The following is an 18668-nucleotide window of genomic DNA, read 5'->3' as shown; positions in this document are numbered from 1 at the left end:
GAAGGACTCTAAGCCCTAGAATTCGATGTCGTCGCCCGGCAGGATGTCGCCATCGGCCGATTCCGCCGCCGCCGGCGGTGCCGCTACGATATCGTCGTCCTCGATCGCAGCTGCCTTGATCCGGACGTCGGTCACCTTGGCGCCGGGAAAGCGGGCGAGGATCGCCGCCACATCGGGGTCCTGCCGCGCATCGACGAGCCGCGCCTCGCGAGTCGTTTTTTCAACCTCGACCAGCGTCGGCGCGCCCGCATCGTTGGAGAGCGTCACCCACCAGGTAATGCCGGTCCACTCGCTGAGCTTCATCTTCAGTTCGTTGACGATTGTCGGCGGGCATTGCGATTCGAGACGAATTTCCAGCCTGCCCGGCTCTATCTTCACGAGATGCACGAACTGGCGAAGCTGGGCACGCAAGACCGGCGCGCGGTTCTTGGTGCAGAGATCCGCGATGTCGTCCAGCGTTTCGACGCGGACACCCGGGGCTAGCGCTTCCTCGACCTTGGGTTCGCGGCGTTCCATCATCTGCGGCAGGGCATCACCAGCCGGCACGCTCTGCAGATGCGCAACCGGTTGGCTCATTGCCGGGCGCGGGGCGCTGTCCTGTGCGGGTTGACCGACGGCCTGCACCCGCATCGCCATCGAGGCGCCACCACCGCCGCCGTTCGGACGGGGTGAGGATGGCCCACGCTCTGCTCCGCCATCGCCATTCGACAGCTCGAGCAGGCGTCGCGCCGCATCCTCGGGCGAGGGCAGATGGGCGGCATGCGCCAGCCGGATCAGCACCATTTCGGCAGCCCCTGCCGGACGCGACGAGGCCTCGGCCTCCGGAATGCCCTTCAGCAGCATCTGCCACATGCGCGACAGCGTCGTTACCGCCACGCTATCAGCCAGCTCGGCGCCCCGCACGCGCTCCACTTCGGAAAGCGAGGGATCCTGTGCGGCAGACGGAATGTATTTGAGCCGGGTCACCAGATGGGTGAAGTCGGCAAGATCGGTCAGCACCACCGTCGGGTTCGCACCAGCCTCATACTGACTGCCGAATTCGGAGAGTGCTGCGGCCACGTCACCGCGCACCACATGCTCGAAAAGGTCGACGATGCGGGCCCTGTCGGCGAGACCCAGCATGGCGCGAACGGCATCGGCATGCACCATGCCGCCGCCATGGGCAATCGCCTGGTCGAGCAGCGAGAGCCCGTCACGGGCAGAGCCTTCGGCCGCGCGCGCGATCATCGAAAGCGCTTCTTCCTCGGCCTCGATGCCTTCCTTTGACGCGATCGTCGAGAACAGCCCGACGAGATCGCCCGCACTGATCCGGCGCAGGTCGAAGCGCTGGCAGCGGGAAAGAACGGTGATTGGAACCTTGCGGATTTCGGTCGTCGCAAAGATGAACTTCACATGCTCCGGCGGCTCTTCGAGCGTCTTCAGCAGCCCGTTGAAGGCCGCCGTCGACAGCATATGCACTTCGTCGATGATGTAGACTTTGTAGCGTGCCGAAACCGGGCGGTAGCGCACCTGCTCGATGATCTCGCGGATGTCGTCGATACCGGTATGCGAGGCGGCATCCATCTCGATCACGTCAACATGCCGCCCTTCCATGATCGCCTGGCAATGTTCGCCGGGGATGCGAAGGTCGATCGTCGGCTTGTCGATCTCAGCGGTTTTGTAGTTCAGCGCGCGCGCCAGAATGCGGGCCGTGGTCGTCTTGCCCACTCCGCGCACACCGGTCAGCATATAGGCCTGGGCGATACGTCCGGTCTCGAACGCATTGGTCAGCGTCCGCACCATCGGCTCCTGGCCGACCATCAGGTCCGTGAAATCCTTGGGGCGATATTTGCGGGCGAGAACGCGGTAGCCGCCGGGGGCGGACTTGGCCTCTGCAGTCGGCTCGAAATCGCTCATCGCGTTGCCAGCTTCCCCGTCGCCCGCATCCGGGCATGGCACGGCCCCTGTTGGAAAGAGAGGCCGTAAATGAAGATGAGGTGGGAGGCTGGCACGATGACCCGTGCCGCGCTCGTTGGGGCTGCTTCCTTCCGGACCTGACCCGGTTGGCGAGTGGCTCGTCCACCACCAACCTCCCGAGGAGACATATCGGCAATAACGTCGCCAAATGCAAGCCAAGCGCCGAAAAAACTGCTAGCTTCATTGAAAACAAAGCGGAGAGAAACACCGTGCAGCCATTCACCCTTGATGAGCGTCTTGGCAGAGACAGCGAGTCGATACTGAAACTCGGCCTTTGCGACCTGCGGCTTGCCCGGGATAGCCGCTGGCCGTGGCTGATTCTCGTCCCGCAGCGTCCTGAGGTATCGGAGATCTTCGACCTCACGCCGCTCGACCAGGCCATGCTGACCTTCGAGCAGGTGACCGTTGGCACGGCGCTGAAGAAGGCGACAGATGCCGAGAAGATCAACATCGCAGCGATCGGCAACATCGTGCGCCAGCTTCACGTGCATGTCGTCGCACGCAGCGAAAATGACCCGAATTGGCCGGGCCCGATCTGGGGTTTTGGCCAGTCTGTCCCGTATGAGGAAAAGGCCTTCGAGGCCATGAAGCACAGGATACTTGAAGCATTCCAATGAAGAATTCGATTTTCCTCAACCGTGCCCCGCATCTCGAACCCAGCGAACTCACGGCCTTCTCGGGCAACAAGCTCGACCGCGACAGCGAACATCGCGACGAGACCTCGCTCGAAAAAGCGCTGAAGGTCGAGGGTACCCATATCCTCGCCTTCTCCGGTACCCAGCTTGTGCTGAAGCATGACGGCCAGGTGCTCGATCCGTTGTTTGCCCCTTACGAGCTCGCCGAGCTGCAGCCGAACTTCGACGATGCGATCCTGCTGGGCCACCAGGCCTCCGGCGAACCGCGTCTTGCCGTGCCCGTCAATGTCGCGCCGGAAGCGCTCGCGGCGCATTACAAGCCGGCCGACCCGCGTGCACTCTTCCGCGACGCTCTTGTTGGTGACGAACTGCTCGGCGAAGTCGCCCAGGCGCTGAGCCTCCTGCGCTGGAATGCCGACAACCGCTTCTGCGGTCGCTGCGGCGGCACGATGGAAACCCTCATCGGCGGCTACAAGCGCAAATGCACGGCCTGCAGCCACGAGATCTTCCCGCGCACCGATCCGGTCGCCATCATGTTGATCGTCGACGAGAAGAAGGATCGGTGCCTGATGGGCCGCAGCCCGCGCTTTCCGACGGGCATGTATTCCTCGCTTGCCGGTTTCGTCGAGCCGGGCGAGACCATCGAAAACGCCGTTCGACGCGAAACGCGCGAGGAGTCGGGCATTACCGTCGGCCGCGTCCGCTATCACGCATCGCAGCCCTGGCCGATGCCGCACCAGCTGATGATCGGCTGCTACGGTGAGGCCACAGACTTCGACATTGCCTTTGACACTGTAGAGCTTGAGGATTGCCGCTGGTTCATCCGGGCCGAGATCGGCGCCATGCTGTCGGAGGGGGCGTTCGATGGGCGGTCGCTACCGATCCAGGGCACGATCGCCCGCAGGTTGATCGAAGACTGGTATGAGTGGAAGCACTGAGCCGCCATAACCGACTGCGCTTTCAACGTTCTCACCACGCTGTCGTAGGCTTTAGCTATCTATTCTTTGCCGGGGAGTTGTTGCCTTTGTCGGAAGGAGCAGACCTACAAAGTGAACGATGAGAACTTGAGCTAACTGAACAAGGCCGCACAACAACCAGCCCGAAAGAAATAGAGAGAACCAGAACTGTTGCGCGAATTCATTCGGTGGCAAGCCTCTTCCCAGCCAGGAACACCCACCTTGCGAACCGTTAATCGTTGGCAAGTAGGAGTGCATCATAAACACGAAGGCACTCAGCAGCAGCGACATGATCACGGCGAGTGCCATCATCCTCTTGCTTAGGTGCTCTCTGCCGACATGTTTTCGAATTTGGCGGTGGCCAAAAACAACCAAATTTCCGAGGCTGACGAATATGAAGGCAAGGCAGCCTGCTATGCCGAGCAGGATCGAGCCCACATAGGCGTCACCGTTGTATCCAGCATAGCTGGAGACGACTTCAAGGTCGCAGGCCAGTCGTGGGTAAAAGACACTAAGGAAAGAGAACAATCCAGTGGCGTCTGTCCCAGTGTAGTAACTGACCGTGTAGGTCAGCGGGGGAATCCCGACGAGTGGCAGAGGCAGATAGCCCCGGCTGAACAAACGAAGATACGACTGACATAGTTCGCTCACGCCGGTGTCGCCTTAGAGCTTGCCCCGCATGGCATGCGCCTTGTACACGCCGAGAATGCGCACTTTCTCCGAGAAGAAGCGCAGCTCTTCCAGCGCTCGCCGTACTGGCGCATCGTCTGGATGCCCCTCGATATCGGCATAGAACTGCGTCGCCGTGAACTTGCCGCCGATCTGGTAGCTTTCCAGCTTGGTCATGTTCACCCCGTTCGTCGCAAATCCGCCCATCGCCTTGTAGAGCGCAGCCGGAAGATTGCGGACATTGAACACGAAGGTGGTGATGAACTGCTCGTCGAGAGCTGTGCGCTTCTGGTCGTCCTCGTCTCGCGAGAGCACCACGAAGCGGGTCACGTTGTTTTCCGAATCCTCGACGTTTTCAGCGAGGATATCGAGCCCGTAGAGAGAGGCCGCAAGCCGCGGAGCAAGGGCCGCCATCGAGCGGTCACCCTTCTCGGAAACCAGCTTGGCAGCCCCGGCCGTATCTCCGGCGACAACCGCCTTCCAGCCATGGCTGCGGATGATCTTGCGGCACTGGCCGAGTGCATGGATATGGCTGTGCACGGTGCGGATCTCGTCGAGCTTCACGCCCGGCAGCACCATCAGCTGGAAGCGGATCGGCATGAAATACTCGCCGACGATATGCAGGCGCGACAGCGGCAGGAGATAGTGGATGTCGGCGACACGACCTGCGAGCGTGTTCTCGATCGGGATCATCGCGAGATCGACTTCGCCCGTTTCCAGCGCCACGAAGGCATCCTCGAAGGTCGGGCAGGGCAGGGGCTCCATATCCGGGAACATATCCCGGCAGGCCATGTCGGAATTGGCGCCATAGTCGCCCTGGAAGGAAATCTTGTTCGTGGGAGCCAAGGGATCAGTGTCCTGCGTTGGAGGATGCGGAAAGAATGCGGCGCGCCTTTTCGAGATCGGCGGGTGTGTCGACGCCGAGCGGCACGGTCTTCACCACCTCAACATCGATGCGCATGCCGGCTTCGAGCGCGCGAAGCTGTTCCAGCGATTCGCGCTTCTCGAGCGTCGACGGCGAAAGCGAAACGAAGCGCTCGAGCGCGTGGCGGCGATAGGCGTAAAGCCCGATATGGTGATAGAGCGGACCGGCCCCATGGGGTGCGGTGGCGCGGGTAAAGTAGAGCGCCCGAAGCCTGTCGGCCGAAAGCGGCGAGCCGACGACCTTCACCACGTTCGGATTGGTCTTTTCCTGCTCGTCTTCGATTTCGACGGTCAGCGTTGCGATGTCGACGGCGGGGTCTTCGAGCGGCCGTAGCGAGGCGCGAATGGTCTGCGGATCGATCGTCGGCAGGTCGCCCTGCACGTTGATGACGATCTCGGCCTGCCCATCGGGATCGACCTTTGTCAGGGCCTCGAAGATCCGGTCGGATCCGGACTGGTGATCGGCCCGTGTCATCACCACCTCGAAGCCCGCCGCCTCGACCGCGTCGAAGACCTCGATGTCATCGACGGCCACGATGATTCGGCCCACATTGGCCTCCTGAGCCCGTTTTGCGACCTGCACGATCATCGGAAGGCCGGCGATATCGGCCAGCGGCTTGCCCGGAAGTCGGGTGGATGCCATGCGGGCCGGGATCAGGACTAAGGTTTTGGCAGTTATGCCTTCATTCATCGCCGTAACCCCTTCAAATCACCGCACAGAAGTGTCAAATAGTCCCAGTTGCGGGACCATAATCGTGTTGCAAGTGTTATGCAAAAGACATAGGTTCCGCGCGATTTCAAGATCGTCCGGTTGCTCATCGGCCGGCTGCACGGGGAGCTTTGCAGATGAACTCTTATACCAACATGGGCGTGGGTGCCTTTCTCGGCACCGTCTTCGTCCTGATGTCTGTGTCGATCGCTTCGGAAGGCATTTTCCACGCGGAAACGCCTGAGAAGGAAGGCTTCGCCATCGTGGCAGAAGAAGCCGCACCGGCAGACGCAGCACCGGAGGTCGCCGCGACGCCCATCGCCGTGCTTCTCGCCAGCGCCGACGCGGCCGCAGGCGAAGGCGTCTTCAAGAAGTGTGCGAGCTGTCACACGGTCGACAAGGGCGGCGCCAACAAGGTTGGCCCGAACCTCTATGGCCTTGTCGACCGCCCGATCGCTTCGCATGAAGGCTTCAGCTATTCGGCTGCCATGACTGAATTCGCCCAGGGCGGCTCGGTCCTCTGGACCTGGGATCACCTGAACGAGTTCCTGCTCGCTCCGAAGCAGCACATTCCGGGCACCGCCATGGGCTTTGCCGGCATCAAGAAGGACGACGAGCGCGCCAACCTGATCGTCTACCTGCACACCATGGCTGACAGCCCGGTCCCGCTGCCGGCACCTGACGCAGCGCCGGCCGATGCCGCTGCTGCTCCGGCCGATGCAGCCCCGGCAGACGCCGCTGCAGCACCCGCAGAGGCCCCGGCCGCAGCACCCGCCGAAGCTGCCCCTGCCGCTCCGGCAGACGCTGCTCCTGCGGCACCTGCCGAGACCGCCCCGGCTGCTCCGGCCGAGCCTGCACCGGCACAGCCGGCCACGCCCTGATCCTTATGGACTGATCCATCGGATCCGTTTCATTCAAATGCCCGGCCTTGCGGCCGGGCATTTTCGTTTGTGCGTCAGAGCAGAAGCAGAGCCCAGAAGGAAACGGTCACCACGCCTGCCGCGGTCGAGAGTGTGATCACGGATGCGGCAAGCCCCTGACCGACGCCGAAGCGGCTCGCAATCAACCACGCATTGATCCCGGTCGGCACGGAAGAGGTCAGAACGAGTGCCGCCGTCCATTGTGGCGAGAGGCCAAGCAGGGTCGACGCGACCCAGACCACCGCCGGCATCAGGCCGAGTTTCAAGAGCGAGATGCTTGTCGCGATCCGCACATTCCCTGCCATCCCGTACTTGTTCAAGGTCATGCCGAGCGAGATCAGCGCCGCCGGCGCCGCCATCCCGGCCACCTGCGCCACGACACCGTCGATCATTGCGGGAACCGGCGTGCCCAGGATCTGCAGCAGGATCCCGCCCGCAAGACCGATGATGAGAGGGTTGCGAACGAGGTTCATGCCCACCTGCTTCACGACCGACAGGATGCCTTCCGCCTTGCGGCCGCCGCCCTTCTGCTCGGCCCGCTCCATGGCAATCACACCGGCGATCATCATCAGCGGCAGGTGGATGGCGAGCAGGATCGACATGGCGACGATCCCCTCCGGCCCGACCGTACGTTCCACGAGTGGCAGACCGATGAAAACATTGTTGGCAAAGGCGGACGAAACGCCCGCCAGCACACCAAGCCGTTGATCGCGTTTGAAGATCCGCGTCGCCACCAGATGGCCCACGGCCCAGGCAACGAAGACGCCGGAGAAATAGGCAATCCACAGACGGAAGGGTGACGCTCCGTGGAAGTCGGCATTGGCGATGGTTCGGAGTAAAAGCAGCGGCACCGCCACCTTGAAGACGAAGTCGCCGAGCCCATCGCCGATATCCGCGGCGAGGATCTTCAACCGGACAAGAGCCCAGCCGAAAAGAATGAGAATGAAAATGGGAAGGACGTCCTGGGCAACGGCTGTCATGAAAATCGACTCGGGAAATGGCAAGATGAGACCTTCTTAGGCCCCCTGCCGATCCCAGCCAATCCGCCACAAACGACAAAAGCAGGCCATTGCCTGCTTTCACGCCCGGCCTCATGCCGGGTTGGGATCCGCCGCCAGTACATCCGTGGTCGGCTCTCCCGTGTAGGACCGGTAATGGTCCAACCGGACGTCCAGGGGAGATGGCCGTCCTTGTGTCGATCCCTAGCCTGTCGATGTAACGACACGATGACGTTGATCCGCTTGCCCCTTCCCATCGCTGGAAAAACGGCTATGACCGTCTGGCCAAGCAAACGGAGCCCCGCCCACCATGAGCCAGTTCGATGTCCTGACTGTCGGAAATGCGATCGTCGACATTATTTCTCGCTGCGACGACCAGTTTCTGATCGACAACGGCATCACCAAGAGCGCCATGAACCTCATTGACGCGGAACGCGCCGAACGGCTCTACGGCATGATGGGACCGGCGGTGGAAGCCTCTGGCGGCAGCGCGGGCAATACGGCCGCGGGCATCGCGAACTTCGGTGGCAAGGCTGCCTATTTCGGCAAGGTCTCGGAAGACCAGCTCGGCGAGATCTTCACGCATGACATCCGCGCCCAGGGCGTGCATTTCGAAACCCGCCCGCTGGGCAGCCAGCCGCCGACCGCCCGCAGCATGATCTTCGTCACCGAAGACGGCGAGCGCTCGATGAACACCTATCTCGGCGCCTGCGTCGAATTCGGCCCCGAAGACGTCGAGCCCGAGGTCGTGGCAAAATCCAAGGTCACCTATTTCGAAGGCTATCTCTGGGATCCGCCGCGTGCCAAGCAGGCGATCCTCGATTGTGCCCGCATCTCCCATGAGGCCGGCCAGGAAATGTCGATGACCCTGTCCGACAGCTTCTGCGTCGGACGTTACCGCGCCGAGTTCCTCGACCTCATGCGCTCCGGCACCGTCGACATCGTCTTCGCCAACGAGCAGGAAGCACTTTCCCTATACGAGACTGACAGCTTTGCCGAAGCGCTGGATCGCATCGCAAAGGATTGCAAGCTGGCGGCCGTCACCATGGGCGATCAGGGGGCGGTGATCGTCAAGAACGACCAGCGCATCCGCGTGCCTGCAACGAAGGTCGAGACCGTCGTCGACACGACCGGGGCCGGCGATCTCTTCGCCTCCGGCTTCCTGTTTGGCTACACGAACGGCCGAAGCCTTGAAGACTGCGGCCATCTCGGCTGCTATGCCGCCGGTGTTGTCATCCAGCAGATCGGCCCGCGTCCGATGATGTCCCTGCAGAAGGGTGCCGCGGCAATCAGCCTTATTTGAAGGCCTCGCCCGGATAGGCGCCCCAGATCTCGTTTTGCGAGAGCCAGCCACTGACACCGCCCGTCTCGGCGCGGCACCAGTTGCCGTTGCATTCGCTGAGCTTGAGCACCACACCGGGCTCGAGCTTGGCAATGACGGCGGAAGATGAGTTCGAATCGCGCCGCATCATCACATAGACATTGTCGCCATTGCCCCGCATCCACGGGGCGGCGACCGCCGTCCGTTCGCCTGTCAGCAAGGTCTGGTTCACCCAGCCCTCGGTGCCATCGGCATCGCGGATCTGCCGCCAGTTCTCGTATTCGCGGATGATCTCGACCGGCAGGCCGGATTTCATGTATCGCCAGGACACCGCATAATCGGTGCTGGGGCCGATCCGAAGATTGACCTTTTCGGCCTTGAGACTGACAAAGCGGGGCAGCGGCAGGCCGCTCGATCCCTTGGTCGTCGATTGCGCATGACCGGCCATCGGGCCGGCCACGAGAGCCAGCGCAAGGACGCTGAAGGCTAGGCTGACGCGGCACAGATTATGAAACATGGTCATTCCGGGCTAAGCTATGGAAATGAAGTGCTTTCTTACCGCCCCGTCACGCGTCACGCGGGTTTCGGACAAATCCGCCACGAGCCGACGAGTTTTGTTTGTCTTCGCCGACGGGTTTGGTAGAAATTGCCTTCCTGAGGAGCGAAGTATCCCGCGACTTGGTTAACGAGTTCTGAAGAAGGCATCGGTCCGGTCCATGACGAACAGGAAAAGACCAAGGGTCTATATCACGCGGAAACTGCCGGATGCCGTGGAAACGCGCATGCGGGAGCTGTTCGAGGCGGAGCTGAACGTCGATGACACGCCGCGGACGCGCGAAGAATTGATCGCAGCCGTGAAGACGGCGGACGTTCTCGTGCCGACCGTAACGGACCGAATCGATGCGGCGCTCATCGCCGAGGCCGGCCCGCAGATGAAGCTGATCGCCAGTTTTTCGAACGGCACGGATCATATCGACATCGATGCGGCCGCGAAAAAGGGCATCACCGTCACCAATACGCCGAATGTCCTGACCGAAGACACCGCCGACATGACCATGGCACTGATCCTCGCGGTCCCGCGCCGCCTTGTGCAGGGCGCGCGTGTGCTGATGGACAAGCCGGGCGAATGGGAAGGCTGGTCGCCCACATGGATGCTCGGTCGCCGCATCTGGGGCAAGCGCATCGGGATTATCGGCATGGGCCGCATCGGCACGGCCGTTGCCCGCCGCGCCAAGGCTTTCGGCCTGTCGATCCATTACCACAATCGCAAGCGCGCCAACCCGGCCACCGAAGAAGAGCTGGAAGCAACCTACTGGGACAGCCTCGACCAGATGCTCGCCCGCGTCGACATCGTCTCGGTGAACTGCCCCTCCACGCCGGCCACCTTCCATCTGCTCTCGGCGCGCCGTTTGGCCCTATTGCAGCCCACCAGCTATGTCGTGAACACTGCCCGTGGCGACATCATCGACGAGGATGCCCTGGTCCAGGCTTTGCGCGCCGGCAAGATCGCCGGTGCCGGTCTCGACGTCTTCGAGAACGAGCCTGCGGTCAATCCGAAGCTGGTGAAGCTCGCCAATGAGGGCAAGGTGGTGCTCCTGCCGCATACCGGCTCGGCCACGATCGAAGGTCGCACCGATATGGGCGACAAGGTGATCATCAACATCCGCACTTATTTCGACGGCCATCGCCCGCCGAACCGTGTCCTGCCGAACCGCGGCTGAGGTCCTCAGGCCAGGTGCTTCTGCATCTCGATGAAGGTGATGCGGTCGTAGCCTGCATGGCTCTTTTCGGCGGTGCGGACGAAGCCCCAGGCGCCAAACCGTCTGTGGTTGCCGGTAAGTTCGATCCGCGTCTCGAGCCGCAGGGTGGGCTTGCCAAGATCCCGGGCGATCGCCTCCGCCTCGGTCAGAAAACGGCTGCCGATCCCAGACCCTTGCGCCTCAGGCGAGACCGCGAGCTTGCCGACATAGAGGAAGCCCGGCTCGGGCCGCAGGAAAGCGCAGCCGAGAAGCCGTCCATCGACTTCGGCAGTCAGTCCGATCTCGTCCCGCGCCTTGTCCTTGAGGGCGTCGACAGTCAGCCGATGCGCGGAGGAGGGTGGGTCGATCACACCGTCCATATAGGCGAAAGAACCCATGATCAGCGCCAGCAGTTCCTCGTAGCGATGGAAACTCTCATCGATCCGTTTGATCGTCACACTCATATCCCTGTCCGTCTCTTGTAGCGCACCGTGTCGAAACGAGCGGCAAGCCCGTCATACATCAGGAGCCGTCCAACCAATGGCTCCCCGATGCCGGTAATGACCTTGATCGCTTCCATGGCCATCAGCGTGCCGATGACGCCAGTGAGGGCCCCGATCACACCCGCTTCCGCACAGGCCGGCACGAGCCCTTCGGGCGGCGGTTCGGGGAAGAGGTCGGTGTAACGTGGATAGGCAATACCGTCAGGCCCGCTCTCATAGGGTTTGAGAACGGTCACAGTGCCGTCAAAGCGCCCCACAGCCCCGGTCACCAACGGCACTTTCGCACGCTCCGCAGCATCTGCCGCCGCATAGCGGGTGGTAAAATTGTCGGAGCCATCGACCAGCAGCGTGTAGCGCGGCAGGTAATCCCCGGCAAACTCGGCAGTAAAGCGCTCTTCATAGCGCACCGTGCGGCAATTCGGGTTGAGGCGGGCAATGGCGCGCGCGGCACTCTCCGTCTTCTTCTCGGACAGCGTGCCCGTGTCATGGATCACCTGCCGCTGGAGATTGGAGAGCGATACGCCGTCGTCATCGACGATCCCGAGCGTGCCGACACCCGCTGCCGCCAGATATTGCAGCACGGGCGAGCCGAGCCCACCCGCCCCGATCACCATCACGCGTGCGGCTTTGAGCAATTGCTGGCCATGACCACCCACTTCGGGCAACAGGATATGGCGGTGATAGCGGGAGAGTTCTTCAGGCGATAGCGGATCCATGGAGGTCACCTTGCCACCGGCATGGTCTGAAGGAAAGCAGTGTCAGCCATCGATCTGCCCGTCCTTGATGGTCACGAACTGAGCCCGATCCCCGAGCGCCGAAAACATCGCCCTGTCGGTCCCCGTCATGAAGGCCTGGCCGCCGAGGGCATCGATGCGGGCAAAAAGCGCTGCCCGCCGTCCTTCGTCCAGGTGTGCAGCGATTTCGTCGAGCAGCAGGATCGGCGCAAACCCGGTCATCGTCGCCACCAGCCGTGCGTGGGCAAGAATCAGCCCGATCAGCAATGCCTTCTGCTCTCCGGTGGAGCAGCGCTCCGCATCCATGTCTTTCTCGATGTGGCGGACGATCAGATCAGCCCGATGAGGTCCGTCCAGCGTGCGCCCGGCTGCCGCATCCCGGTTCCGCGACTGGGCGAGGATCTCGATATACCGCTCTTCAAACTCGAAGGCCGGCAGGTCGGCGAGGTCATCGAGGAAGCCGGAGAGTGCGAGAGATGCGGATGGAAATGCCGATGTTGCCCGATCCGCCTCGATCAATCCGGAAAGCAGCCCAAGCATCTCCCGCCGCGCTGCGGCCATCGCGACCCCGAGTGCTGCCATCTGCTGTTCGATACCGGAGAGCCAGCTTGGATCGAATCGTCCCTCCGAAAGCAGCTTGTTGCGGCTGCGCATCGCCCGCTCGAAGTCGTTCGCGCGCCGTCCATGGGCGGGGTCGAGCGACAGGACCAGACGGTCGAGAAAGCGGCGTCGATCCGCAGAGGGGCCGGTGAACAGCCCGTCCATCGCCGGCGTCAGCCAGAGCACGCGCAGATGGTCGGTGAGTTCGTCGACGGATTTCGCGGGCGAGCCGTTGATCCTCAGCCTGCGGACCAGGTTGTCCTCTTCCGTCGTCTCGGTGCCCGTGCCGATATCGGCTTCGCCGGCCATGCCCTCGATGGCGGCAAAGACCGTGAAGCTTCCAGAGGCCCCGACCCGCGGAATGTCGGAGAGCACCGCTCGGCGAAGACCACGTCCCGGCGACAGAAAGGAGATCGCCTCCATGAAATTGGTCTTGCCCGCGCCATTGTCGCCGACCAGCACCACATGCCGCCCGTCCAGCGTCAGGCCGGCCTGCGTGTAGTTGCGGAAGTCGCTGAGTTTGAGCCGGTGGATCTGTGTCTTCTGGGTCATCGGTCGGAATCGTTGTCGCCTTGAGCTAGGCCGATTGGCGGGCGATGGCAAGGCGCAACCGCCAATCTCTGCTCGATCGGACCATGCGGCGCTTGGCGACATGGAACCATGCATTGAAGGTGGTAGTTTGAGCGGATAGCCGAGCCCGGAGGCCGAGCCATGTCCCTGCATCCCGATGATCTGACACCCGAAGAAGCCCGCCGCGACCATTGGGAGATGCTGGGCTTCCTGGCGCTCAATGCCTGTTTTGGAACAGCCCTTGGTTTTCTGGTGGCCTTTGCCATCGTCTGGCTCGATTTCGGCGGCCTCGGCACGTCGCTCGCTCGGTCCAGCCATCCGATCTTGCCGACCATCATGCTGGCCGTTCCCCTCGCATTGACCTTCGCGGCCGCCGTGACGGCATCGGCCGTCATGACCATGCCCTATCGCAAGAAGAAGCAGCGCTGACGCAAGGACGCCAGACGGCGTTTGACCGCGCTCGCGTCTTGCGGCATCTAGGCCGTATCGAGACGATGGAGAGACCCATGGACACGCAAGACGAACGCATCACGCGTCTGGAAGAGACCGTTGCGCATCAGATGCGTGTCATCGAGGAGCTGTCTGACCAGCTGACGGAACAGTGGAAAGTGGTTGAGCAGACGCGGGCGAAGCTTGATCGTCTGACGGAGCGCTTTCTGTCTCTGGAAGAGCAGGGCCTCGAAGCCCCCGCCATCACCCGCCCGCCACACTACTGAACGGCACGATCCTTCTTGGCGAAGCCTGTCAGCACCGCGTCGACGAGATGCGACAGCTGTTCGCGCGATGCATCCAGACGCCCGGTGAGCAATCGCTGCCAGCAGAAGCTGGAGAACAGTTCCATGACCAGCGGAATGTCGAGTTCGGCCCTGATCTCTCCCCGCGCCACGCCCCGCTCCAGGATGATGCCGCTTGCCCTGCAGCGCGTGACCGCATAGTCGCGCAGCGCTTCCAGAGCGGCTGGATCGCTCTGCGCCTCGGCGATGATCGACCGGAACACCTCCCCGCCACTCTTCTTCCAGAAGCCGAGCAGGGTCTCGAGGAAGGCGGTCAGATCCCCCCGCGTGTTCCCGGTGTCGGGATAGAAGGTCTCGCCCTTCTGCCGATGATAGACGTCGAGCAGGAGAGCGGCCTTGGAGGGCCACCAGCGATAAATCGTCGGCTTCCCCGCCTTGGCCCGTCGCGCCACCGCTTCGATGGAAAAGGCAGACAATCCGCCTTCGCTCAGGATCTCGGCCGCTGCCGTCAGAATGGCGTCCTCGCTGGCGGGGTTCCTTTGCGCGCCGATCGATGTGCGCTTTGTGATATCGGGTGCGGTGCTCGTCACAGTCTGTGCTCCTTTGACCGATCCTTAGCAGAAAAATCTATTGAACGAAACGGGCCGTTTCAATATAAACGAAACGTACCGTTCTTATGGAGCCTCCCATGACCCCTATCTCCCCATCCCGCCCAATCCCCTCGAAGCACAGGCTCGCCCTGTTGATGCTCCTGGTGATCTACCCCTTCGTTACAGCCATTCTCTATGTCCTGATGCCGCTCACCGAGGGTTGGCCGATCTGGGCCCGCACGGCGCTTCTGGCGCCGATCATGGTGCTGTCGATCGTCTACGGCATCGCGCCAGCGATCCAGAAGCACTTCGCCTGGTTCATCCTGCGGCAACCGCGCTTGGTCGCCTGAACGCATGCAAAAGGGGCGGAGATGTGGGACCGCCCCTTGCAATCGTGTCTTTGGTTATGGCGAGCTCAGTCGCTGAGCGTATCGAAGAAATCCTTCATCCGGGCAAAGAAGCCCGTCGATTCCGGATTGTTCTCCTTCGACGACAGCTGTTCGAACTCCTGCAACAGCTCGCGCTGGCGCTTCGTCAGCTTCTGTGGCGTCTCGATCTGGATTTGGATGTAGAGATCGCCAACCTGCGTCGAGCGCAGAACCGGCATGCCCTTGCCCTTGAGGCGGAACTGCTTGCCGGGCTGAGTGCCCTCCGGAACCGTCACACGTGACTTCGTGCCATCAAGCGTCACCACGTCGAACGTGCCACCGAGGGCAGCCGTCGTCATCGAGATCGGCACGGAGCAATAGAGATCCGCGCCATCACGCTGGAAGAATTCGTGCGGTTTGACCGACAGGAAGATGTAGAGATCGCCCGACGGACCACCGCGCAACCCGGCTTCACCTTCGCCCTGCAGACGAATGCGCGTGCCATCCTCGATCCCCGAGGGAATGCTGACGGAAAGCGAGCGTTCTTCGGTGACGCGGCCCTGGCCGTGGCACTTGCCGCAGGGATCGCTGATCGTCTGGCCGCGACCGTGACAGGTCGGGCAAGTGCGCTCGATCGAGAAGAAGCCCTGAGCCGCACGGACGCGCCCCGAGCCCTGACAGGTCGTGCAGGTCTTCGGCTGCGTGCCGGGCTTGGCGCCGGAACCGGTGCAGACATCGCAGGTGATCGAGGTTGGAACCCGGATCTGCGCCGTCTTGCCGGTAAACGCCTCTTCGAGGCTGATTTCCATGTTGTAGCGCAGGTCGGCACCGCGTTCGCGGCCACCTGTCGACCGGGCACGACCGCCACGGCCGCCGCCCATCATCTCGCCGAAAATGTCCTCGAAGATGTCGGAGAAGCCACCGCCGCCGGCAAAGCCGCCGCCGCCGAAACCGCCGCCGCCCATGCCGCCCTGTTCGAAGGCAGCATGGCCGAAGCGGTCATAGGCCGCGCGCTTCTGCGGATCCTTCAGGGTCTCATAGGCCTCGTTGAGTTCCTTGAACTTTTTCTCGGCTTCATCGTCACCCGGGTTCTTGTCCGGATGGTATTTCATCGCCAGCTTGCGGAAGGCGCTTTTCAGCTCCTTCTCGTCTGCCGTACGGGCGACCCCAAGGGTCTCGTAGAAATCTGCCTTTGCCATCGTCTTACAAAGCCCTCAAAGCTTTCACAACGCTCGTGTGGCTGCCCGCTGCCTTGCCGGCCTGCTTGTCGCAAGCCTGCATGTCTTTCTGGAAGTCGGACGCGGCCGACATCGCGTCCTGCATCAGCAGCTTGCGGGCATCGCCCTTGCTGATCAGCCCGTCAGCGGATGTCACTGCAGCGAATGCCAGCGAATGGGCGGCCATATCGCAGGAGGAAACTTCGCCACCGCTCTCGCGCCGTTGAAGCGCGGTTTCGATGATCTTGCCGAGTTCATTGCCGATGCGGGAAAGGGAGTTGCTGTCTTTCGCGGAAATCGCCTTGGCCACTCTGGCCTCGGCGGCGCCCACCTGGCGGTGAACGGCGCTGACCTGCCCCCTGTCCTGTGCCATGGCACCGGTCGTCAGGATCAACGAAATGGCGGCTGGCCCGAGGGCCAGCCAGCACGTGGAACGGCGTCCGAAGCGACCCTGCATCAGGCCGACTTCTTCGCGTCTTCGTCCTTCACTTCTTCGTAGTCGGCGTCGACGACATTGTCATCCTGGCCGCCTTCAGCATTGCCATTGCCACCCTCGGCCTGCTGGGCCTCGTAGATGGCCTGACCGAGCTTCATGGACACTTCCATGAGGGTCTGGGTCTTGGCGGTGATGTCTTCAGCCGACGGCTCGGAGGCTTCGGTTGCGGCCTTCAGGGCAGCAATCGCATCCTCGATCGCCTTGCGGTCGGTTTCCGAAACCTTGTCGCCATATTCCTTGACAGACTTCTCGGTGGAATGAACAAGGCTTTCGGCCTGGTTCTTGGCTTCGACCACGGCGCGACGCTGCTTGTCGGCCTCGGCATTGGCTTCGGCGTCCTTCACCATCTTCTCGATGTCGGCGTCGGAGAGACCACCAGAGGCCTGGATGCGGATCTGCTGTTCCTTGCCGGTGCCCTTGTCCTTGGCCGAAACCTGGACGATGCCGTTCGCGTCGATGTCGAATGTGACTTCGATCTGCGGAACGCCACGCGGCGACGGCGGCAGGCCGACGAGGTCGAACTGGCCGAGCAGCTTGTTGTCCTGGGCCATCTCACGTTCGCCCTGCGAAACGCGGATGGTCACGGCCTGCTGGTTGTCTTCGGCGGTCGAGAAAGTCTGGCTCTTCTTCGTCGGGATCGTCGTGTTGCGATCGATCAGGCGGGTGAAGACACCACCGAGGGTCTCGATGCCGAGCGACAGCGGGGTCACGTCGAGCAGCAGCACGTCCTTGACGTCGCCCTGCAGAACGCCGGCCTGGATGGCGGCGCCGAGTGCGACGACTTCATCCGGGTTCACGCCCTTGTGCGGCTCCTTGCCGAACAGCTGCTTAACGACTTCCTGCACCTTCGGCATGCGGCTCATGCCGCCGACGAGAACGACTTCGTCGATATCGGCAGCGGTAACGCCGGCATCCTTGAGGGCTGCCTTGCAAGGCGCGATCGTGCGCTGGACGAGATCGTCGACCAGGCTTTCAAACTTCGCACGGGTCAGCTTCATCGTCAGATGCTTCGGACCCGAAGCGTCAGCCGTGATGAAGGGCAGGTTGATTTCGGTCTGCTGCGAGGACGACAGCTCGATCTTGGCCTTTTCAGCGGCTTCCTTCAGGCGCTGCAGCGCAAGCTTGTCGCCCTTCAGGTCGATGCCCTGGTCCTTCTTGAACTCGGCTGCCAGATATTCGACGAGACGCATGTCGAAGTCTTCACCGCCGAGGAAGGTGTCGCCGTTGGTCGACTTCACTTCGAAGACGCCGTCGCCGATTTCCAGAACCGAGATATCGAAGGTGCCACCGCCAAGGTCGTAAACGGCGATCGTCTTGCCGTCCTTCTTGTCGAGGCCGTAAGCAAGAGCAGCAGCCGTCGGCTCGTTGATGATGCGCAGAACTTCAAGACCTGCGATGCGGCCGGCATCCTTGGTTGCCTGGCGCTGCGCGTCGTTGAAGTAGGCGGGAACGGTGATGACGGCCTTTTCGACCTTTTCGCCGAGATAGGCCTCAGCCGTTTCCTTCATCTTCTGGAGGATCATGGCCGAGATCTGCGAGGGCGAATAACCCTTGCCATGGGCTTCGACCCAAGCGTCGCCATTGTCGCCCTTGATGATCGGGAAGGGAACGAGACCCTTGTCCTTCTCAACAGTCGGATCTTCGTGACGGCGGCCGATCAGGCGCTTGACCGCGAAGAGCGTGTTGGTCGGGTTGGTGACCGCCTGGCGCTTGGCCGGCTGGCCGACGAGGCGTTCGCCGTCGTCCGAAAATGCAACCATCGAAGGGGTGGTGCGCGCACCTTCCGAATTTTCGATGACCTTCGCATCCTTGCCGTCCATGACGGCGACGCAGGAATTGGTCGTTCCAAGGTCGATACCGATTACTTTTGCCATGTCATTCTCTCCTTGAAGCAGGCCGTCGGAACCCCAATCAGGCATTCCTGACAACCCCTCGACGTGGATGTCTGGGATATACTGCAGCGCTGCTGCGGTTATGTCGCGTATATAAGAAGCGGATTTTCCGACTGCAAGGCTGGAAATCCGCCGAA

Annotated in this window: 21 protein-coding genes and 1 other RNA gene; 8 read left to right on the top strand and 14 right to left on the bottom strand. The window is 62.2% G+C overall.

Going from position 1 to position 18668, the window contains the following annotated elements; all coding sequences use genetic code 11:
• Positions 1 to 15: 15 nt before the first annotated feature.
• Entirely contained in the window at positions 16 to 1896 is a 1881-nt protein-coding gene (locus tag AC02Y0_RS18050; RefSeq protein WP_476380206.1) for a DNA polymerase III subunit gamma/tau, read from the bottom strand.
• 80 nt (positions 1897 to 1976) lie between these two features.
• Positions 1977 to 2073, bottom strand: an RNA gene (gene ffs, locus AC02Y0_RS18045) — signal recognition particle sRNA small type.
• A 92-nt stretch (positions 2074 to 2165) separates the two neighbouring features.
• Here ffs and AC02Y0_RS18040 point away from each other — a divergent pair.
• Both AC02Y0_RS18040 and nudC read left to right on the top strand, forming a co-directional pair.
• A complete protein-coding gene (locus AC02Y0_RS18040; protein ID WP_476380204.1) occupies positions 2166 to 2573 on the top strand; it encodes an HIT family protein in 408 nt (135 codons plus the stop codon).
• Positions 2570 to 3529, top strand: coding sequence for an NAD(+) diphosphatase (gene nudC / locus AC02Y0_RS18035; RefSeq protein ID WP_476380202.1), 960 nt, complete (start codon positions 2570 to 2572; stop codon positions 3527 to 3529). Before AC02Y0_RS18040 ends, nudC begins: the two co-directional genes overlap by 4 nt.
• A 51-nt stretch (positions 3530 to 3580) precedes the next feature.
• Here the strand turns inward: nudC and AC02Y0_RS18030 are convergent, their stop codons facing one another.
• Genes AC02Y0_RS18030 through AC02Y0_RS18020 form a run of 3 tightly spaced genes read right to left on the bottom strand, consistent with a single transcriptional unit; the run spans position 3581 to position 5831 of the window.
• The gene (locus tag AC02Y0_RS18030; RefSeq protein WP_476380200.1) at positions 3581 to 4198 is read right to left on the bottom strand and encodes a hypothetical protein; all 618 of its coding nucleotides are present in this window, start codon (positions 4196 to 4198) and stop codon (positions 3581 to 3583) included.
• 12 nt (positions 4199 to 4210) lie between these two features.
• Positions 4211 to 5008, bottom strand: coding sequence for a prephenate dehydratase (locus tag AC02Y0_RS18025; RefSeq protein WP_476384076.1), 798 nt, complete (start codon positions 5006 to 5008; stop codon positions 4211 to 4213).
• Between the two features lie 58 nt (positions 5009 to 5066).
• Positions 5067 to 5831, bottom strand: coding sequence for a 3-deoxy-manno-octulosonate cytidylyltransferase (locus AC02Y0_RS18020; protein ID WP_476380198.1), 765 nt, complete (start codon positions 5829 to 5831; stop codon positions 5067 to 5069).
• Positions 5832 to 5986: 155 nt separating this feature from the next.
• Between AC02Y0_RS18020 and AC02Y0_RS18015 the strand changes: the two genes are divergently transcribed.
• A complete protein-coding gene (locus AC02Y0_RS18015; protein ID WP_476380196.1) occupies positions 5987 to 6730 on the top strand; it encodes a c-type cytochrome in 744 nt (247 codons plus the stop codon).
• Positions 6731 to 6804: 74 nt separating this feature from the next.
• Here AC02Y0_RS18015 and AC02Y0_RS18010 read toward each other — a convergent pair whose 3' ends face one another.
• Positions 6805 to 7749, bottom strand: a complete 945-nt coding sequence (locus tag AC02Y0_RS18010; protein ID WP_476380194.1) for an AEC family transporter — start codon at positions 7747 to 7749, stop codon at positions 6805 to 6807.
• A 328-nt stretch (positions 7750 to 8077) separates the two neighbouring features.
• On the opposite strand from AC02Y0_RS18010, the gene AC02Y0_RS18005 reads away from it, so the two are divergent.
• Positions 8078 to 9070 carry an adenosine kinase gene (locus AC02Y0_RS18005; protein ID WP_476380193.1) on the top strand — a complete coding sequence of 331 codons (993 nt, stop codon included), beginning with the start codon at positions 8078 to 8080 and terminating at the stop codon, positions 9068 to 9070.
• Here AC02Y0_RS18005 and AC02Y0_RS18000 read toward each other — a convergent pair.
• Positions 9063 to 9536: an SH3 domain-containing protein gene (locus AC02Y0_RS18000; RefSeq protein WP_476384075.1), complete on the bottom strand. Its 474-nt coding sequence runs from the start codon at positions 9534 to 9536 to the stop codon at positions 9063 to 9065. The two genes, AC02Y0_RS18005 and AC02Y0_RS18000, sit on opposite strands and share 8 nt — an antisense overlap.
• Before the next feature lie 268 nt (positions 9537 to 9804).
• On the opposite strand from AC02Y0_RS18000, the gene AC02Y0_RS17995 reads away from it, so the two are divergent.
• On the top strand, positions 9805 to 10809 hold the full coding sequence (locus AC02Y0_RS17995) for a 2-hydroxyacid dehydrogenase (protein WP_476380191.1): 1005 nt from the start codon (positions 9805 to 9807) through the stop codon (positions 10807 to 10809).
• Between the two features lie 5 nt (positions 10810 to 10814).
• On the opposite strand, the gene AC02Y0_RS17990 is transcribed toward AC02Y0_RS17995, so the two are convergent.
• From AC02Y0_RS17990 to recF, 3 genes are read right to left on the bottom strand one after another with little or no spacing between them, the layout of a single operon-like run.
• Entirely contained in the window at positions 10815 to 11291 is a 477-nt protein-coding gene (locus AC02Y0_RS17990) for a GNAT family N-acetyltransferase (RefSeq protein ID WP_476380190.1), read from the bottom strand.
• Positions 11288 to 12046, bottom strand: coding sequence for a molybdopterin-synthase adenylyltransferase MoeB (locus AC02Y0_RS17985; RefSeq protein WP_476380189.1), 759 nt, complete (start codon positions 12044 to 12046; stop codon positions 11288 to 11290). Before AC02Y0_RS17985 ends, AC02Y0_RS17990 begins: the two co-directional genes overlap by 4 nt.
• 42 nt (positions 12047 to 12088) lie before the next feature.
• Positions 12089 to 13216: a DNA replication/repair protein RecF gene (gene recF, locus AC02Y0_RS17980; protein ID WP_476380188.1), complete on the bottom strand. Its 1128-nt coding sequence runs from the start codon at positions 13214 to 13216 to the stop codon at positions 12089 to 12091.
• A 159-nt stretch (positions 13217 to 13375) separates the two neighbouring features.
• Here recF and AC02Y0_RS17975 point away from each other — a divergent pair, with 159 nt between their 5' ends.
• Both AC02Y0_RS17975 and AC02Y0_RS17970 read left to right on the top strand, forming a co-directional pair.
• Complete coding sequence (locus AC02Y0_RS17975; RefSeq protein WP_476380187.1) at positions 13376 to 13663, top strand: hypothetical protein; 288 nt, start codon at positions 13376 to 13378, stop codon at positions 13661 to 13663.
• Positions 13664 to 13740: 77 nt separating this feature from the next.
• Positions 13741 to 13950, top strand: a complete 210-nt coding sequence (locus AC02Y0_RS17970) for a SlyX family protein (protein ID WP_307370853.1) — start codon at positions 13741 to 13743, stop codon at positions 13948 to 13950.
• On the opposite strand, the gene AC02Y0_RS17965 is transcribed toward AC02Y0_RS17970, so the two are convergent.
• The gene (locus AC02Y0_RS17965) at positions 13944 to 14558 is read right to left on the bottom strand and encodes a TetR/AcrR family transcriptional regulator (RefSeq protein WP_476380186.1); all 615 of its coding nucleotides are present in this window, start codon (positions 14556 to 14558) and stop codon (positions 13944 to 13946) included. The genes AC02Y0_RS17970 and AC02Y0_RS17965 overlap by 7 nt on opposite strands.
• 98 nt (positions 14559 to 14656) lie before the next feature.
• Here AC02Y0_RS17965 and AC02Y0_RS17960 point away from each other — a divergent pair, with 98 nt between their 5' ends.
• Entirely contained in the window at positions 14657 to 14908 is a 252-nt protein-coding gene (locus AC02Y0_RS17960) for a putative antibiotic biosynthesis monooxygenase (RefSeq protein ID WP_476380185.1), read from the top strand.
• Between the two features lie 65 nt (positions 14909 to 14973).
• Here the strand turns inward: AC02Y0_RS17960 and dnaJ are convergent, their stop codons facing one another.
• The 3 genes from dnaJ to dnaK are packed head-to-tail and all read right to left on the bottom strand — an operon-like array spanning position 14974 to position 18513.
• Positions 14974 to 16125: a molecular chaperone DnaJ gene (gene dnaJ, locus AC02Y0_RS17955; RefSeq protein ID WP_102020575.1), complete on the bottom strand. Its 1152-nt coding sequence runs from the start codon at positions 16123 to 16125 to the stop codon at positions 14974 to 14976.
• A gap of 4 nt (positions 16126 to 16129) precedes the next feature.
• Complete coding sequence (locus AC02Y0_RS17950) at positions 16130 to 16600, bottom strand: hypothetical protein (protein WP_102020576.1); 471 nt, start codon at positions 16598 to 16600, stop codon at positions 16130 to 16132.
• Complete coding sequence (dnaK, locus tag AC02Y0_RS17945) at positions 16600 to 18513, bottom strand: molecular chaperone DnaK (protein WP_476380184.1); 1914 nt, start codon at positions 18511 to 18513, stop codon at positions 16600 to 16602. Before dnaK ends, AC02Y0_RS17950 begins: the two co-directional genes overlap by 1 nt.
• Between the last annotated feature and the right edge of the window lie 155 nt (positions 18514 to 18668).

The organism is Allorhizobium sp. nf9_anc, from assembly GCF_056323085.1.
The sequence above is the reverse complement of the archived record's forward strand: the minus strand, read 5'-3'. Positions and strand labels throughout refer to the sequence as shown.

Bases quoted from the DNA above. Each gene is read 5' to 3' on its own strand.
- AC02Y0_RS18050 (WP_476380206.1), bottom strand. From the start codon at position 1,896: ATGAGCGATTTCGAGCCGACTGCAGAGGCCAAGTCCGCCCCCGGCGGC.
- nudC (WP_476380202.1), top strand. From the start codon at position 2,570: ATGAAGAATTCGATTTTCCTCAACCGTGCCCCGCATCTCGAACCCAGC.
- AC02Y0_RS18025 (WP_476384076.1), bottom strand. From the start codon at position 5,008: ATGGCCTGCCGGGATATGTTCCCGGATATGGAGCCCCTGCCCTGCCCG.
- AC02Y0_RS18020 (WP_476380198.1), bottom strand. From the start codon at position 5,831: ATGAATGAAGGCATAACTGCCAAAACCTTAGTCCTGATCCCGGCCCGC.
- AC02Y0_RS18015 (WP_476380196.1), top strand. From the start codon at position 5,987: ATGAACTCTTATACCAACATGGGCGTGGGTGCCTTTCTCGGCACCGTC.
- AC02Y0_RS18010 (WP_476380194.1), bottom strand. From the start codon at position 7,749: ATGACAGCCGTTGCCCAGGACGTCCTTCCCATTTTCATTCTCATTCTT.
- AC02Y0_RS18005 (WP_476380193.1), top strand. From the start codon at position 8,078: ATGAGCCAGTTCGATGTCCTGACTGTCGGAAATGCGATCGTCGACATT.
- AC02Y0_RS18000 (WP_476384075.1), bottom strand. From the start codon at position 9,536: ATGGCCGGTCATGCGCAATCGACGACCAAGGGATCGAGCGGCCTGCCG.
- AC02Y0_RS17995 (WP_476380191.1), top strand. From the start codon at position 9,805: ATGACGAACAGGAAAAGACCAAGGGTCTATATCACGCGGAAACTGCCG.
- AC02Y0_RS17990 (WP_476380190.1), bottom strand. From the start codon at position 11,291: ATGAGTGTGACGATCAAACGGATCGATGAGAGTTTCCATCGCTACGAG.
- AC02Y0_RS17985 (WP_476380189.1), bottom strand. From the start codon at position 12,046: ATGGATCCGCTATCGCCTGAAGAACTCTCCCGCTATCACCGCCATATC.
- recF (WP_476380188.1), bottom strand. From the start codon at position 13,216: ATGACCCAGAAGACACAGATCCACCGGCTCAAACTCAGCGACTTCCGC.
- AC02Y0_RS17975 (WP_476380187.1), top strand. From the start codon at position 13,376: ATGTCCCTGCATCCCGATGATCTGACACCCGAAGAAGCCCGCCGCGAC.
- AC02Y0_RS17970 (WP_307370853.1), top strand. From the start codon at position 13,741: ATGGACACGCAAGACGAACGCATCACGCGTCTGGAAGAGACCGTTGCG.
- AC02Y0_RS17960 (WP_476380185.1), top strand. From the start codon at position 14,657: ATGACCCCTATCTCCCCATCCCGCCCAATCCCCTCGAAGCACAGGCTC.
- dnaJ (WP_102020575.1), bottom strand. From the start codon at position 16,125: ATGGCAAAGGCAGATTTCTACGAGACCCTTGGGGTCGCCCGTACGGCA.
- AC02Y0_RS17950 (WP_102020576.1), bottom strand. From the start codon at position 16,600: ATGCAGGGTCGCTTCGGACGCCGTTCCACGTGCTGGCTGGCCCTCGGG.
- dnaK (WP_476380184.1), bottom strand. From the start codon at position 18,513: ATGGCAAAAGTAATCGGTATCGACCTTGGAACGACCAATTCCTGCGTC.